The sequence below is a fragment of the Paraburkholderia sp. SEWSISQ10-3 4 genome (assembly GCF_030464785.1).
GTDB lineage: Bacteria > Pseudomonadota > Gammaproteobacteria > Burkholderiales > Burkholderiaceae > Paraburkholderia > Paraburkholderia aspalathi.
Map to the genome: position 1 here is coordinate 1 of NZ_JALPRI010000027.1, position 14,510 is coordinate 14,510.

Consider the following 14,510-nt stretch of genomic DNA (forward strand, 5'->3'; position numbering starts at 1 on the left):
TAATAGACCACTAACAAAACAAGGAAAGGCCAAAGCCCCAAGAACACTGACAAAACGCCGAGCAGGCAAACAACACCAAGAAAAAGCCCCAAAACAAGCAAAAGCGACCCCGCCGGGCAGGCCGAATCCTATCCTTAGGGGGAATCCCCCGCCTTGACAACCAACCCAAACCACAACCATAATCGCCCTGAACGTTCGCTAACCGAATCCATGTTCATATATCGAACAAATCGGAAGTGAACAAACGCAAAAGCGTCAGCCCCGGCCCGGAGACCGTCCCGCACAAGCCCCTGCCTGCAAAGGCAAAAAGCCTGGCGATACGCAGCGCCCCAAAAGGAAATTCGACATGATCAACAAGATTTTCGAGTCACTTCAGTCGGCCGTCGCCGATGTCCACGACGGCGCGACCGTCATGATCGGCGGCTTCGGCACGGCCGGCATGCCGTCCGAGTTGATCGACGCGCTCATCGAACAGGGCGCGCGCGAACTCACCATCGTCAACAACAACGCCGGTAACGGCGACATCGGCCTCGCGGCGCTGCTCAACGCCAAACGCGTGCGCAAAATCATCTGCTCGTTCCCGCGCCAAAGCGATTCGTATGTGTTCGACGCGCTCTATCGCGCCGGCGAAATCGAGCTCGAACTGGTGCCGCAAGGCAACCTCGCGGAACGTATTCGCGCAGCAGGCGCGGGCATCGGCGGGTTCTTCACGCCCACTGGTTATGGCACCAAACTCGCTGAAGGCAAGGAGACCCGTCTGATCGACGGCAAGCACTACGTGCTGGAGTCGCCGCTGCATGCGGATTTCGCGCTGATCAAAGCGTTCAAGGGCGACCGCTGGGGCAATCTGGTCTATCGCAAGACTGCGCGCAACTTCGGTCCGATCATGGCGAGCGCGGCGAAAACGGCCATCGTGCAAGTGTCGAAAGTGGTGCCGCTCGGCGAGCTCGATCCGGAAAACATCATCACGCCCGGCATCTTCGTGCAACGCGTGATCGAAGTGCCGCAAGCTGCGCATCAAGCCGAACTTGCATCCGCGAACGCCGCCTGAGGAGACCGACATGAAAAAACTGACCCGCGATGAAATGGCCAAGCGCGTTGCCCAGGATATCCCTGAAGGCGCTTACGTGAACCTCGGCATCGGCGTGCCGACGCTGGTGGCCAACCACCTTGGCGCCGACAAGGAAATCTTCCTGCACAGCGAAAACGGCCTGCTCGGCATGGGCCCGGCCCCCGCGAAAGGCGAGGAAGACGACGAACTGATCAACGCCGGCAAGCAGCACGTCACGCTGCTTACGGGCGGTGCCTACTTCCATCACTCGGATTCGTTCGCGATGATGCGCGGCGGCCATCTGGATTTCTGCGTGCTCGGCGCGTTCCAGGTGTCGGCGAAGGGCGACCTGGCGAACTGGCACACCGGCGCGCCTGACGCGATTCCGGCTGTCGGCGGCGCCATGGACCTCGCAATCGGCGCGAAGCAGGTCTACGTCATGATGGAACACCTGACCAAGCAGGGCGAAAGCAAGATCGCGGCGGAATGCACGTATCCGGTCACGGGCGTGAACTGCGTCGACCGCATCTATACGGACCTGGCGATGATCGACGTCACCGACAAGGGCCTCGTCGTGCGCGAAATCTTCTCGGACATCGACTTCGATGCGTTGCACAAACTGACCGGCGTCCCGCTGATCGACGGCACTCAGGCGGCTCGCGCGGCCTAAGCACAGGAAGGCAGCCGTCCGCACGAAAGCCTGTGGCGAAGTCAACCGCTGGCCGGGCGATGGCAATGCGCCGCGCAGCGTGCTGCCACCAATGTGCGCGTGCACAACGTGCTATCGCCGATGCGCACGCCGTGCAGCGTGCAGTGTGCAGCCGCCAATACGCGGGCCGCGCAAACCGTGCAGCCGCCACTGTCCGCAGCGCTCATGAGGCAAACTTCATGCGCGTGACCCGATGTCACGAGGCCACGTTGCAAGAGCGAGCCTGCGCAGCGGCATTCGAAGCAGAATGCACCGCATCGCCGTGTGCGGTACGCTCTCGGTAGAAAGCGCCAGGGGCGCGCCTCGCAGCACGCCCAGATCGCCGCGGCGAAACCTTCACTTCCGACACCCTCATCGACGCCATCATGCTCGACTCCAGCGCCCGTCTGACCGGCCTTCTTTGCGGCACACAGCCGATGAACGACATCTGGGCGCCGCGTGCCACGCTGCAACGGATGCTCGATGTCGAAGCAGCGCTCGCGCGCGCTTCGGCTGCTCATAACGTGATTCCGCGCAGCGCGCTGGCCGCGATCGAGGGCGCCTGCCAGGCCGATCAACTCGACGCCGATGCACTCGCGCGCGACGCGGCGCTCGGCGGCAACCTCGCGATTCCGCTCGTCAAACAACTTACTGCGCGTGTCAAAGCGGCGGACCCCGAAGCGTCGAAGTACGTGCATTGGGGCGCAACAAGCCAGGACATCATCGATACGGCAACGGTGCTGCAACTGCGCGACACCTTCGATCTGCTCGACAGCGGCTTGCAAGCGACATGCGATGCCGTAGCGAAACTCGCGGCCACCCATCGCGCGACGCCGATGATCGGCCGCACCTGGTTGCAGCAGGCGTTGCCCATCACGCTCGGCCTGAAGTTCGCGCAATGGCTCGACGCGTTGCTGCGTCATCGTGAGCGGCTCGATGCGTTGCGCGCGCGTGTGCTGGTGCTGCAATTCGGCGGCGCAGCGGGCACGCTGGCGAGTCTGCGTGACGCGGCGCCGCAAGTGACGCAATCATTGGCGCAAGAACTCAAGCTCACTGTGCCCACGTTGCCGTGGCACACACAGCGCGATCGCATCGCTGAAACAGCGGCGCTGTTCGGCATGTTGATTGGCACACTCGGCAAGATCGCGCGCGATATCTCGCTGCAGATGCAAACCGAAATCGATGAGCTGGCCGAGCCCGCCGCGGCAGGCAAGGGCGGTTCGTCGACAATGCCGCACAAGCGCAACCCGGTCGGCTGCGCCGCGGTGCTGACGGCAGCAACACGTGCGCCGGGGCTGGTGGCCACGGTGTTCGCCGGCATGGTGCAGGAGCACGAGCGCGCGCTTGGCGGCTGGCAAGCCGAGTGGGACGCGTTGCCGGATCTCGCGCGCCTTGCAGGCGGCGCGCTCGCCAACATCGAACAGATCGCCGCGGGTCTCAACGTGAATGTCCCGCGCCTTGCCGCCAATCTCAACGTCACGCACGGATTGATTCTTGGCGAAGCTGTGATGCTTGCACTAGGCGACAGCATCGGCCGGCTCGATGCGCATCATCTGGTCGAGCGCGCATCCAAGGCGGCAATCGCCGAGCGCAAGACGCTCTTCGACGTGCTCTCGGCGGACCCCGCCGTGACCGAACATCTTTCGCTTGAGCGCCTCATGCAACTGCTCGATCCCGCTCAATACGTCGGCCAGGCACACGCTTATGTGGACGCCGCGCTGGCACTTCATCACGCGCGCGCGAGGCGCGCTACTTCCAAGGAGTAACCGGCATGCCCTACGCTGTAGTCAACGGTACCGAGCTGCATTATCGAATCGACGGTGACCGTCACGGCAATGCACCGTGGATCGTGTTGTCGAATTCGCTCGGCAGCGATCTGTCGATGTGGACGCCGCAAGTGGCGGCGCTGTCCAAACACTTCCGCGTGCTGCGCTACGACACGCGCGGTCATGGTCACTCGGAAGCGCCGAAGGGTCCGTACACGATCGAACAACTGACCGGCGACGTGCTCGGCCTGATGGATACGCTGAAGATCGCGCGCGCGAATTTCTGCGGTCTGTCGATGGGCGGCCTCACCGGCGTCGCGTTGGCCGCGCGTCACGCGAATCGTCTCGAACGCGTCGTGCTGTGCAATACGGCGGCACGTATCGGTTCGCCTGAAGTGTGGGTGCCGCGCGCCGCGAAAGCCCGTACGGAAGGCATGCTCGCGCTGGCCGACGCGGTATTGCCGCGCTGGTTCACCGCCGACTACATCGAGCGTGAGCCGGTGGTTCTGGCAATGATTCGCGACGTGTTCGTGCATACCGACAAGGAAGGCTACGCATCGAATTGCGACGCGATCGACGCAGCGGATCTGCGCCCCGAAGCCCCCGGCATCAAGGTGCCCGCGCTGGTGATCAGCGGTACCCACGATCTGGCCGCAACGCCGGCACAAGGCCGCGAACTGGCGCAAGCGATTCCGGGCGCGCGTTACGTCGAACTGGATGCCTCGCATATTTCCAACATCGAGCAGGTCGAGGCCTTCACGAAAACTGTGCTCGACTTCCTGACGGAGCAGAAATGAACGACGAAGACCGTTACGAAGCCGGACTCGGAGTGCGCCGCGCGGTGCTGGGCAGCGCGCACGTCGACCGGTCGCTTGCGAACCGCACCGAGTTGACGGAAGAGTTCCAGAACTTTATTACCCGCTATGCGTGGGGAGAAATCTGGACGCGTGAAGGCTTGCCGCGTCACACGCGTAGCCTGCTAACCATCGCGATGATGGTTGCGCTCAATCGCAGCGAAGAACTCGCATTGCACTTGCGCGCCGCGAAGAACAACGGCGTGACGCGCGAGCAGATCAAGGAAGTGCTGCTGCAAACCGCAATTTATTGCGGCGTGCCGGCGGCCAATTCGGCCTTCCACCTGGCCGATAAGCTGTTCCGCGAAGACGACGCCGCTGCGGCAAAGCCGTAACGACGTTCGAGCATGGGTGCGGCGTGTAAGCACGCCGCCTCGCGAGTCCAACCTCCCGTCGGAATGAAGCCGCTCAAAACGCGATGCTGAGCCTGAAGCGTACGTCAGACGAAACGCGCTTCAGGCCGTTCTGCTTACCTCCATTACTACCGTGTCCACGGGCGACTGCAAGCGCACGGCACGCAACACCGTATCCTTGATGACCTCGCGCCAATGCGCGAGTGCAGCCTTATCCATCAGCGGTTCACCGAGAAACGCCCCTAGCGTGTACTGATTGGCGTTATAGAAATAACCGAGCGACGCGATGATCAGATACACGTCACGCGCTTTGACGTCGTCACGAAAGACGTTTTGCGCCTTGCCCGCGTCCAGCAACTTCTGCACGACAGAAATCGCATAGCCCGAAATCTCCTTCAGCTTTGACGATTTTTTCGCGTGCTTGCCCTGATGCAGGTTCTCGCTCGACAGCAGGGTGACGAACTCGGGGTGATCGAGGTAATACTGCCAGACGAATTCGACCATCTGCTCGAGACCGTGCACGGGATCGTCCAGATCGAGATCGAGCTTGCTTTCGGCCTCGTTGAACTGCGTGTAGATGGTCTCCAGGACTTCGACAAACAATTGCTCCTTGCTGCCGAAGTAGTAATAGATCATCCGGTCGTGCGAACGCGCGGCCTTCGAAATACTTTCGACCCGGCCGCTTGCATAGCCTTGCTTTGCAAAGACCTTGATTGCCGCTTTGAGAATCTTGGCGCGCGTGTCTTGCGCCTGTTTCGCTCGGATGCCGATAGCGCCCGGCTTGCGGGCAGCAGTGGGACTCATGGCGGTCTCGGATCTCTTTGTTAGCGTCAGGTTGAACGGCATGCGCCGTAGCCGCTTGGTGCGCTCAGGTATGGCGCGCCTTCATCATACAGCCCATATCATGCGCAACGAAATGTCCTGCAAAGTCATGTGCTTCGGCGTAGATTGATTCGTAATCCCTGCGGGGATGCCGCGCCGCAGCATTCAGACGGGTACCGGGAAACTGCGGGGAAACCACCGGGAAACTCGTTGCGCAGTCTATTTTGATCGAGTAGATTTCAAGCAAGTTTGGTGTAGTGGATGCTACACGAACGGTGAGTGGCCGCAACATGAAAAAAGCGGGTCACGCAAAAGTGCCTTTAAACAGGGACTATTTGTCAGCCGGGCAGGACCGATTGTAATGTCGTCGTATGGAACCCCACCATGACAGAACATACGAAGGTCGATTTCGGTGCGGAGCGCGTCGACGGCGAAACCGCCTCGACGCCGGGTCCGACCGTGCTCGAGAAAGCGGCGCCGCGCAGCGAGCGGATGGCGTCGAACAAGATCGAATGCAATGCGTGCCCGGTGTTGTGCCAGATTTCGGAAGGCCGCACCGGCGCGTGCGATCGTTATGCGAATGCGGACGGGCGGTTGATTCGCGTCGACCCTGTAGTGTTTCTTTCACGCGCCGCGGGTTCGCCTGAAGCGATCGCAAGCAATGCGGATACCACGGTCGAATTTGGTGCATCGTCCGAGGTGCACGATCCCGTCGCGGAACAGGCGCTGTTCGTAACCGGCGTTGGCGCATCGTCCACGTATCCCGACTACAAGCCTGCACCGTTCATCGTTTCCTCGAAGTTGGACGACGTCGATATGGTCACGGTCGTCACCGAGGGCATTTTCAGCTATTGCAGCTTCAAGGTGAAGATCGATACCGACCGCTTTCTCGGGCCGGAGCAATCGAACGTGCGTTGCCATGGCGAGATCGTCGGCCATGTGACCACGGCGGAGTACGGCTCGCAGATGCTGAGTCTCGGCGGTGTCCACCATCTGACGGGCGGCAGCAAGAAGGAAGGCCGCGTGACGTGCGACATGATGCTCGCGCTCGGCAACAAGGAAGCGGTGGAGTTGACCATCGATGGCGGTGCGAGTCTGGTGATTCGTGCGGGGGCGGCACCGATTGTCGATGGCGTCGAAGAACAGCGTATGCGGGTGGGTTGTGGGTCGGCCACCATCGGCATCTTTGCGAAGCAATGGTTCGGTCACGCAGACGAAGTGGTGGTGGTCGACGATCACATCACCGGCGTGCTTACAGAACACCAGGCGGGCCGCTGCCTTGGCATGACGCCCTCAGGTCTGAAGATTCGCGGACGCAAGTCGACGCCCGGCCGTTATTTCCAGGTGGCGAATCCCGGCACCGGCTGGGGCGGCACCGACATTCAGGACCCGCTGGCGATTGTCGAAAGCTTCGATCCTGCGGTGGCGAAACCGGGCATGCGCTTGCTGATGGTGTCGACCACCGGCGAACACGCGCAGTGGTATGAACTCGATCAGAACCTCGTGCCGCGCATTGCAGCCATGCCGGACGCCGTGCGCAGCACGGTCGAACGAATCGGCGAGAACTGCGAGCCGTCGCTTGCTACGGTACTGTTTCTCGGCGGCGCGGGCGGCAGCCTGCGAGCGGGGGCCACGGAGAACCCGGTCCTGCTCACCCGCGCAATCAAACAGAGGCTGGTGAACGTAACATGTGGTGGCGCGCCAACCTATGTGTGGCCAGGTGGTGGCATCACCGTGATGGTGGATGTCTCGCGCATGCCCGATCGATCGTTCGGCACGGTGCCCACACCCGCGATCGTCGCGCCGATCGAATTCACCATGACATATGACGCGTATCGCGATCTCGGCGGCCATCTCGACGCGGTGCGTTCACTGGAAAGCGTGCTGGCGAATGGACCGGAACATACAGAAGGGGCACCGCTCGCGCGCAGGACTATCGCGCGTTATCCCGACAATCCGTGGCCGCCGGCCATGCCGCCAATGCCAGGCTAACGGCGGCGCCACCACCGGCACAATCGACACGACGAACGCGACGCACACGATGAACCCAACCCGAACCCGGCTCGACGCGGCCCGCTGGCATTGGCAGCACGGCCCGATCGATCTGATCCTCAGCGCGGACGGCGAGCCTTCGGCCGTGCAGGCTGCTTACGAGGCGTGCTGGACGCGTTTTGTGGACGTATTGCCCGAGTTGGTCGGCGAGTTGAAGCTGCTTCGGCAGCCTGTGCCGAGCGACGCGGCGCATAGCGATTGCACGTTGAAGGGCGCTGTGGCCCGGCGCATGTGGAGCGCGTGTTATCCGCACCGCGTGCGGTATATCACGCCGATGGCGGCTGTTGCAGGCAGCGTCGCGGACGAATTGATCACGGCGTTTGCACGCGAAGGCATCTCGCGCGCCTTCATCAACAACGGCGGTGACATCGCACTCTATTTGACTGAAGGGCAGCAGTACCGCGTGGGTGTGTTCGCCGATCTGGCGGCGTTCTCCGGTGAGAAGGCGCCAGGCGATCTGGCTTTGGACGCAAACTTGATGCTCAACGCCGCCATGCCGATTCGCGGCGTCGCGACAAGCGGCTGGCGCGGCCGCAGCTTCAGCTTGGGGATCGCCGACAGCGTGACCGTGCTCGCCCGCAATGCCGCCGCCGCTGATGCCGCCGCCACGATGATCGCCAACGCCGTCGATCTGGAGCATGCGGGCATCGTGCGCAGGCCGGCTTCCTCGTTGAAGGACGATAGCGATCTCGGTGACCTGCTCGTGACCGTCGACGTGCCGTCCTTGCCGCAAACGCTGATCGATTTCGCGCTGGCACGCGGTGTCGACGCCGCGCAGCGTTTGCACGAACAAGGTTTGATCGAAGGCGCCGCGCTGTTCCTGCAAGGTCGGGCGCGCGTGACCGGTGGTACCTATGAGAATGGCGCGTTATTTACGCAGCGCGCCCGGATAACAACGGAGGCTCCGTGTTCGAAATACGCCGCGTGCTGACGCACGTCGAAGACATTTTCCATGAGTTCGGTCCTGCGCCCGCGCAGCCGCTCAGGCGCGGCGCGATTGCCGCGGTGATGACGAATCCGTTCGCCGGCCGCTACGAAGCCAGAATCGAACACGCCATGGAAGCGCTCAAGCCGATCGGCTTCGACATGGCGCAACGGCTGCTGGCGGCGATGGCCGTGCCGCACGCGGTGATCGAAAGCTACGGTAAGGGTGCAATCATCGGCTCGCGCGGAGAACTCGAGCACGGCGCGTTGTGGCATGTCCCCGGCGGCTATGCGATGCGCGAACTGTTGGAGAAAAACGGCGTGCCGACCAACGCGATCGTGCCGTCGACGAAGAAAGTCGGCGCGCCTTCCACCGCGCTCGATGTGCCGCTGACGCATGTCAACGCGAGCTACGTGCGCAGCCATTTCGATGCGATCGAAGTGCGCGTGCCCGGCGCGCCCGCCGCGGATGAACTGGTGTATATCCTCGTGATGAGCACGGGCCAGCGCGTGCATGCGCGCGTCGGCGGCCTGGCGAAAGAGGCGATTGTGGGCAAGGACGGCTTGCGCTGAGCGGCGCGTGATCCACGCAATGCGCTGAAGCGATTAAGTTGAACACTAGGCAGAACATGCATCGAAACCCGGAGATCGAAATGGCAATCAAGCTTCGCAAGCTGGTCGTGCAGGTCGATGAAACACGCATTGAAATGGGGCAGGCCATCGAGCCGCCGACACGCCGTGCAGTCGCGATTGCGGTGATCGATAATCCTTACGCGGGCCGCTATGAGGCCAAGCTCGACGCGCTGATCGAAGCCGGTGAGGAACTGGGCGCGTTGCTCGGCAACAAGTGCGTCGAAGCCTTAGGTATTAAACCGGGCGACGCGCAAAGCTACGGCAAGGCGGCGATCGTCGGCGAAGCGGGTGAACTCGAACATGCGGCGGCGATCCTGCACCCCAAGCTCGGTGCTCCGCTGCGGGTAGCAGTCGAGAAGGGCGCGGCGCTGGTGCCGTCGGCGAAAAAAATGGGTACGCTTGGCACCGCGATCGATGTCCCGCTGGGACACAAGGACGCGGCCTTCGTGCGCAGCCATTTCGATGCAATCGAAGCGCGCGTGTCGGACGCGCCGCGCGCCAACGAAATTGTCGTGGCGGTCGCGGTGACGGCTTCCGGCCGGCCGTTACCGCGTATCGGCGGCTTGCAGGTGAGTGAGATCAAAGGTGAAGACGGTTTGCGCTGAGTTACTTTAAGGGTCGCGATGCTTTCGAATTTGCTGGTACAGCTGGTCAACGGACTCGCCGACGCGTCGACGCTGTTTCTCGTCGCCGCCGGTTTGTCGCTGATCTTCGGCGTGACGCGCATCGTCAACTTCGCGCACGGCTCGTTCTATATGTTCGGCGTCTATGTCGCGTATAGCATCGCGAGCCGTTTCGGCCATACGGCGGGCGGGTTCTGGCTGTCGGTACTGGCTGCGGCGCTGGTGGTTGCGGTGCTTGGCGCGCTGGTCGAAATGATCGTGTTACGGCGCATCTATCAGGCACCCGAGTTGTTTCATCTACTGGCGACATTCGCGCTGGTGCTGATCTTTCGCGACGCCGCGCTGTGGCTGTGGGGCCCGGAAGATCTGTTCGGACCGCGTGCGCCGCATCTGGCTGGCGCAGTTAATTTTGTCGGCCATCCGCTGCCGACCTACGATATCGCGCTGATCGTGATCGGGCCGGTGGTGTTGCTGCTGCTCTGGTATGCGTTGACGCGTACCCGTTGGGGCACGCTGGTGCGCGCCGCGACGCAGGATCGCGAGATGCTCGGCGCACTCGGCATCAATCAGGCGTGGCTGTTCACCGGCGTGTTTTTCGTCGGCGCGTTTCTCGCCGGCCTGGGCGGCGCGTTGCAAGGGCCCCGGATGTCGGCGAATCTGTCGTTGGATCTGGAGACTATCGGCAATGCGTTTGTCGTCGTGGTGGTCGGCGGCATGGGGTCGATTCCGGGTGCGTTCGTCGCGGCGTTGCTGATCGCCGAGATCAAGGCGCTGTGTATCGGCATCGGCCATGTTTCCGTATTCGGTATCGATCTGTCCTTGAGCCGCTTTACGCTCGTTGCGGAATTTGTCGTGATGGCGGTGGTGCTGGTGGTGCGGCCTTGGGGTTTGCTAGGGAAGGCGAGCGCTGCAGTGCGAGGCATGGCCGCGCCTGAAGCGCCGTTGCGGCCCGCAGGCAAGCGCCTGAAGTGGCTGGCGGCAATCGCCTTGTTGGTGCTGGTGCTCGCGCCGCTTGCGGCCAATGCGTTTCCCTACATGCCTGTGCTGCTGGTTGAGATCCTGATCGCCGTATTGTTCGCGACGAGTCTTCATTTCATCATGGGCCCTGGCGGCATGCATTCTTTCGGCCACGCGGCGTACTTCGGTTTGGGCGCATACGGCGCCGCGCTGTTTCTCAAAGTTTTGAATCTACCGATGGAAGCGGCGTTGCTGCTCGGCCCCTTGCTTGCCGTGGCAGGCGCGCTCGTGTTCGGCTGGTTCTGCGTACGTCTCTCAGGCGTCTACCTCGCGATGCTGACGCTCGCATTCGCGCAGATCGTCTGGTCGGTCGTGTTCCAGTGGGACGACGTGACGGGCGGCAGTAACGGCATTCTCGGCTTGTGGCCGTCGAACTGGCTGGCGTCGCCGGTGGCTTTTTACTATCTGACGCTCGTCTGCGCTGTGATCGGCGTGTGGCTGTTGCGCAAGATGCTGTTCTCGCCGCTTGGCTACGCGATGCGGGCGTCGCGTGATTCTGTGTTGCGGGCCGAGGCGATCGGCATCGACGTGAAACGCGTGCAGTGGGCGGCTTTCGTCGTCGCGTCATTGTTTTGTGGCCTCGCCGGATCGCTTTATGCCTTCTCCAAGGGGACGATTTCGCCGGAGGTGATCAGCGTCAGCCGTTCAGTTGATGGCCTCGTAATGGTGTTGCTCGGCGGCTTGCAGACGTTGACTGGACCGATCGTCGGCGCAGCCGTGTTCACGTGGCTGCAGGACACCGTCGCGCGGCAAACCGATTATTGGCAGGCATTGCTGGGCTTCGCGATCTTGCTGCTGGTGATCGCGTTTCCGCAGGGCATCGTCGGTTTCATTCGCGAGCGTTTCGGCGACGATACGGTGGATAAGGCGGAAGAGCGTGCTCCATCACCATCGCAGGGTACCGCGATCAAGGAGGGGCTATGAGCTTGCTGCGCGTCACCGGCCTCTCCAAATCGTTCGGTGGCCTGAAAGCGGTCGACGATGTCTCCTTCGATCTCGAAGCCGGCCAACTATTGGCGTTGTTGGGTCCGAACGGAGCGGGAAAGTCGACCTGCTTCAACATGGTCAATGGGCAACTGCAGCCGTCGTCCGGATCGATTCGTCTCGACGATCATGAACTGGTCGGCATGCGGCCACGCGATATCTGGCGGCTGGGCGTCGGCCGTACGTTCCAGATTGCCGCGACCTTCAATTCGATGACCGTGCTCGAGAATGTGCAGATGGCGCTGGTCTCGCGTGAACGGAAGACTTTTGGTCTCTGGAAACCCGCAGGCTCGCGCTATGCCGATGAAGCCATGACCCTGCTCGAACAGGTCGGCATGGGCGCCGACGCGAACCGCGCCTGCGGCGTGCTTGCATACGGCGACGTCAAACGCGTTGAACTCGCTATCGCATTGGCAAACCGGCCGAAGCTACTACTGATGGACGAGCCCACTGCCGGTATGGCGCCAAAGGAGCGCAACGAACTGATGGCGCTCACCAAGCGGCTCGTCACCGAACACCAAATCGGCGTGCTGTTTACCGAGCACAGCATGGACGTTGTATTCGCGTACGCCGATCGCATGATCGTGCTCGCGCGCGGCAAGTTGATCGCCGAGGGCGACGCCGAAACGATCCGTAACGACGCACGCGTGCAGGAAGTTTATTTCGGCACCGGCAAGACCTTCCAGCCACGCGCGCCGCTGCATGAAGCGGCGGGCGGCCATCAAGGACAAGGAGCGCTGCAATGAGCGAGCCGATGCTGAAAGTCGCCGGCCTCAATGCGTTCTATGGCCGCGCGCACATTCTGTTCGACGTCGGCCTCGAAGTCGGCCGCGGCGAAGTGGTCGCGCTGATGGGCCGCAACGGCGCGGGCAAATCGACGACGATGAAAGCGGTGATGGGTTTGCTGCCGCGCCGTCAGGGAGAGGTCCGTTTTCGCGGGCAAAACATCGCGGCGTTGCCGCCGTATCGGATCGCACGCATGGGCATGGGTTTCGTCCCTGAAGATCGCCGCGTGTTCTCCGATCTGACCGTGATGGAGAACCTCGATACAGGCCGTCAGCCGCCACGCGAAGGCGCGCCTGAGTGGACGCCGGAAAAGTTGTTCCGCCTGTTCCCCAATCTCGGTGAAATGCCAAAACGCCCCGGCGGCCAGATGAGCGGCGGCGAGCAGCAGATGCTTACCGTCTCGCGCACGCTGATGGGCAATCCGTATCTGGTGCTGCTCGACGAACCGTCAGAGGGCGTCGCGCCCGTGATTGTCGAGCAGATGGCCAACATGATTCTCGAACTCAAGCGCGAAGGGCTGTCGATTCTATTGTCGGAGCAGAATCTGCACTTCGCCGAGCTGGTCAGCGACCGCGCGTACGTCCTCGAAAAAGGGCAGATCCGCTTCAGCGGCACGATCGGCGAACTCGCAAAGAACGAAACGGTCAGGCGCGCTTATCTGAGCGTGTGATTCCATTGGCGCCGCATGCGGGCAGGCTGTGCACGCATGCGATGCCGGGCAGTCGGTGCGAAAGGAGAAGCAGATGGCAGCAGAGACGTTGACAGGCTTGTCGGGCAAGGTCGCGGTAACGAACATTGGTTTGCTGTTATCCGGCGACATCGATCAGCCGATTCTCGACGCGGACACGCTGGTGATCGACGACGGCGTGATCGTCGCGATTGGCCGCGAGAAAGATTGCGACCTCGAAGGCGCGCGGACCACGGTCGACTGTAAAGGCACCACGGTTGCTCCAGGCCTGATCGATTCGCACGTGCATCCGGTGTTCGGCGACTGGACGCCGCGCCAGAATCAGATGGGCTGGATCGAATCGAATCTGAACGGCGGCGTGACGACGATGATTTCCGCCGGCGAAGTGCATTTGCCCGGCCGTCCGAAAGACGTGGTCGGCGTCAAGGCGCTTGCCATTACCGCTCAACGCTCGTTCGAAGGAATGCGTGGCGCAGGTGTGGGCGGTGGTGTGAAAGTCATGGCGGGTGCGCCGGTGATCGAGAAGGGCATGGTCGAGGAGGACTTCAAGGAGCTCTCGGAAGCGGGCGTGAAGCTGCTCGGCGAAGTGGGACTCGGCAGCGTCAAAGGCGGCGAGGAAGCGGCGCAGATGGTCGCCTGGGCCCGCAAGTACGGTATTCAAAGCACAATTCACACGGGCGGCCCGTCGATTCCCGGCTCGGGCCTGATCGATCGGGACGTGGTGCTCGCCGCCGATGCGGACGTGATCGGTCACATCAATGGTGGCCACACGTCGCTTTCCTATCGGCACGTATGCGATCTGTGCGAGCAATCGAGCCGCGCGCTGGAGATCGTTCACAACGGCAACGAACGCATTGCGCTGCTCACCGCACGTCATGCGATCGAGTTGAAGTGTCCACATCGGATCATTCTCGGCACCGATAGTCCGGCGGGTTCCGGCGTGCAGCCGCTCGGCATTTTGCGGATGATTGCGTTGATCTCGAGTCTCGCCGATGTCCCCGCGGAAATTGCCTTCTGCTTCGCGACCGGCAATACCGCGCGGCAACGCAATCTGCGGCAAGGACTGATTGAAGTGGGCCGTCCCGCTGACCTCGTCTTCATGGACCGCGCGCAGCACACGGCTGCCGATACTCTGCTTGAGAGCGTGCAACTCGGCGATATTCCTGGTGTCGGCATGGTGATGATCGACGGCTTGATCCGCTGCCGGCGCAGCCGCAATACGCCACCGGCGACCGAAGTGCCGGTGGTGCTTTGAACGCGCGCCGCACG

14 protein-coding genes are annotated in these 14,510 nt (G+C 62.3%); 13 read left to right on the plus strand and 1 reads right to left on the minus strand.

Features of this window, described 5'->3' with window-relative positions:
• Nucleotides 1–346 precede the first annotated feature (346 nt).
• The 5 genes from M0D68_RS32120 to pcaC all read left to right on the plus strand — a co-directional run bounded on the left by M0D68_RS32120 (nucleotide 347) and on the right by pcaC (nucleotide 4,694).
• Nucleotides 347–1,051 (plus strand): 3-oxoacid CoA-transferase subunit A, encoded by a 705-nt coding sequence (locus M0D68_RS32120; protein WP_054043283.1) that lies wholly within the window; start codon nucleotides 347–349, stop codon nucleotides 1,049–1,051.
• Between the two features lie 10 nt (nucleotides 1,052–1,061).
• Nucleotides 1,062–1,721 carry a 3-oxoacid CoA-transferase subunit B gene (locus tag M0D68_RS32125; RefSeq protein ID WP_093647594.1) on the plus strand — a complete coding sequence of 220 codons (660 nt, stop codon included), beginning with the start codon at nucleotides 1,062–1,064 and terminating at the stop codon, nucleotides 1,719–1,721.
• 404 nt (nucleotides 1,722–2,125) lie between these two features.
• A complete protein-coding gene (locus M0D68_RS32130; RefSeq protein WP_093647618.1) occupies nucleotides 2,126–3,505 on the plus strand; it encodes a 3-carboxy-cis,cis-muconate cycloisomerase in 1,380 nt (459 codons plus the stop codon).
• 5 nt (nucleotides 3,506–3,510) lie between these two features.
• Nucleotides 3,511–4,302: a 3-oxoadipate enol-lactonase gene (pcaD, locus tag M0D68_RS32135; RefSeq protein ID WP_093647596.1), complete on the plus strand. Its 792-nt coding sequence runs from the start codon at nucleotides 3,511–3,513 to the stop codon at nucleotides 4,300–4,302.
• On the plus strand, nucleotides 4,299–4,694 hold the full coding sequence (pcaC, locus tag M0D68_RS32140; RefSeq protein ID WP_054043292.1) for a 4-carboxymuconolactone decarboxylase: 396 nt from the start codon (nucleotides 4,299–4,301) through the stop codon (nucleotides 4,692–4,694). The genes pcaD and pcaC overlap by 4 nt, the downstream gene beginning before the upstream one ends.
• A 120-nt stretch (nucleotides 4,695–4,814) precedes the next feature.
• Here the strand turns inward: pcaC and M0D68_RS32145 are convergent, their stop codons facing one another.
• Nucleotides 4,815–5,516, minus strand: coding sequence for a TetR family transcriptional regulator (locus M0D68_RS32145; protein ID WP_256456799.1), 702 nt, complete (start codon nucleotides 5,514–5,516; stop codon nucleotides 4,815–4,817).
• Between the two features lie 402 nt (nucleotides 5,517–5,918).
• Between M0D68_RS32145 and M0D68_RS32150 the strand changes: the two genes are divergently transcribed.
• From M0D68_RS32150 to M0D68_RS32185, 8 genes are all read left to right on the plus strand, one after another.
• Nucleotides 5,919–7,526: a 6-hydroxynicotinate reductase gene (locus tag M0D68_RS32150; RefSeq protein WP_256456798.1), complete on the plus strand. Its 1,608-nt coding sequence runs from the start codon at nucleotides 5,919–5,921 to the stop codon at nucleotides 7,524–7,526.
• 49 nt (nucleotides 7,527–7,575) lie between these two features.
• The gene (locus M0D68_RS32155) at nucleotides 7,576–8,517 is read left to right on the plus strand and encodes a UPF0280 family protein (protein ID WP_093647601.1); all 942 of its coding nucleotides are present in this window, start codon (nucleotides 7,576–7,578) and stop codon (nucleotides 8,515–8,517) included.
• Entirely contained in the window at nucleotides 8,493–9,083 is a 591-nt protein-coding gene (locus tag M0D68_RS32160) for an amino acid synthesis family protein (protein WP_200652950.1), read from the plus strand. The genes M0D68_RS32155 and M0D68_RS32160 overlap by 25 nt, the downstream gene beginning before the upstream one ends.
• An 80-nt stretch (nucleotides 9,084–9,163) precedes the next feature.
• Nucleotides 9,164–9,748 carry an amino acid synthesis family protein gene (locus M0D68_RS32165; RefSeq protein ID WP_054043300.1) on the plus strand — a complete coding sequence of 195 codons (585 nt, stop codon included), beginning with the start codon at nucleotides 9,164–9,166 and terminating at the stop codon, nucleotides 9,746–9,748.
• A gap of 18 nt (nucleotides 9,749–9,766) precedes the next feature.
• Complete coding sequence (locus M0D68_RS32170; RefSeq protein ID WP_256456797.1) at nucleotides 9,767–11,707, plus strand: ABC transporter permease; 1,941 nt, start codon at nucleotides 9,767–9,769, stop codon at nucleotides 11,705–11,707.
• Entirely contained in the window at nucleotides 11,704–12,513 is an 810-nt protein-coding gene (locus tag M0D68_RS32175; protein WP_256456796.1) for an ABC transporter ATP-binding protein, read from the plus strand. Before M0D68_RS32170 ends, M0D68_RS32175 begins: the two co-directional genes overlap by 4 nt.
• On the plus strand, nucleotides 12,510–13,223 hold the full coding sequence (locus M0D68_RS32180; protein ID WP_054043304.1) for an ABC transporter ATP-binding protein: 714 nt from the start codon (nucleotides 12,510–12,512) through the stop codon (nucleotides 13,221–13,223). Before M0D68_RS32175 ends, M0D68_RS32180 begins: the two co-directional genes overlap by 4 nt.
• Nucleotides 13,224–13,296: 73 nt before the next feature.
• Entirely contained in the window at nucleotides 13,297–14,496 is a 1,200-nt protein-coding gene (locus M0D68_RS32185) for an amidohydrolase family protein (protein WP_200622096.1), read from the plus strand.
• The last annotated feature ends 14 nt before the right edge of the window (nucleotides 14,497–14,510 follow it).

Bases quoted from the DNA above. Each gene is read 5' to 3' on its own strand.
- M0D68_RS32125 (WP_093647594.1), top strand. From the start codon at position 1,062: ATGAAAAAACTGACCCGCGATGAAATGGCCAAGCGCGTTGCCCAGGAT.
- M0D68_RS32150 (WP_256456798.1), top strand. From the start codon at position 5,919: ATGACAGAACATACGAAGGTCGATTTCGGTGCGGAGCGCGTCGACGGC.
- M0D68_RS32185 (WP_200622096.1), top strand. From the start codon at position 13,297: ATGGCAGCAGAGACGTTGACAGGCTTGTCGGGCAAGGTCGCGGTAACG.
- M0D68_RS32155 (WP_093647601.1), top strand. From the start codon at position 7,576: ATGAACCCAACCCGAACCCGGCTCGACGCGGCCCGCTGGCATTGGCAG.
- M0D68_RS32120 (WP_054043283.1), top strand. From the start codon at position 347: ATGATCAACAAGATTTTCGAGTCACTTCAGTCGGCCGTCGCCGATGTC.
- M0D68_RS32165 (WP_054043300.1), top strand. From the start codon at position 9,164: ATGGCAATCAAGCTTCGCAAGCTGGTCGTGCAGGTCGATGAAACACGC.
- pcaD (WP_093647596.1), top strand. From the start codon at position 3,511: ATGCCCTACGCTGTAGTCAACGGTACCGAGCTGCATTATCGAATCGAC.
- M0D68_RS32145 (WP_256456799.1), bottom strand. From the start codon at position 5,516: ATGAGTCCCACTGCTGCCCGCAAGCCGGGCGCTATCGGCATCCGAGCG.
- M0D68_RS32130 (WP_093647618.1), top strand. From the start codon at position 2,126: ATGCTCGACTCCAGCGCCCGTCTGACCGGCCTTCTTTGCGGCACACAG.
- M0D68_RS32170 (WP_256456797.1), top strand. From the start codon at position 9,767: ATGCTTTCGAATTTGCTGGTACAGCTGGTCAACGGACTCGCCGACGCG.
- M0D68_RS32180 (WP_054043304.1), top strand. From the start codon at position 12,510: ATGAGCGAGCCGATGCTGAAAGTCGCCGGCCTCAATGCGTTCTATGGC.
- M0D68_RS32175 (WP_256456796.1), top strand. From the start codon at position 11,704: ATGAGCTTGCTGCGCGTCACCGGCCTCTCCAAATCGTTCGGTGGCCTG.
- pcaC (WP_054043292.1), top strand. From the start codon at position 4,299: ATGAACGACGAAGACCGTTACGAAGCCGGACTCGGAGTGCGCCGCGCG.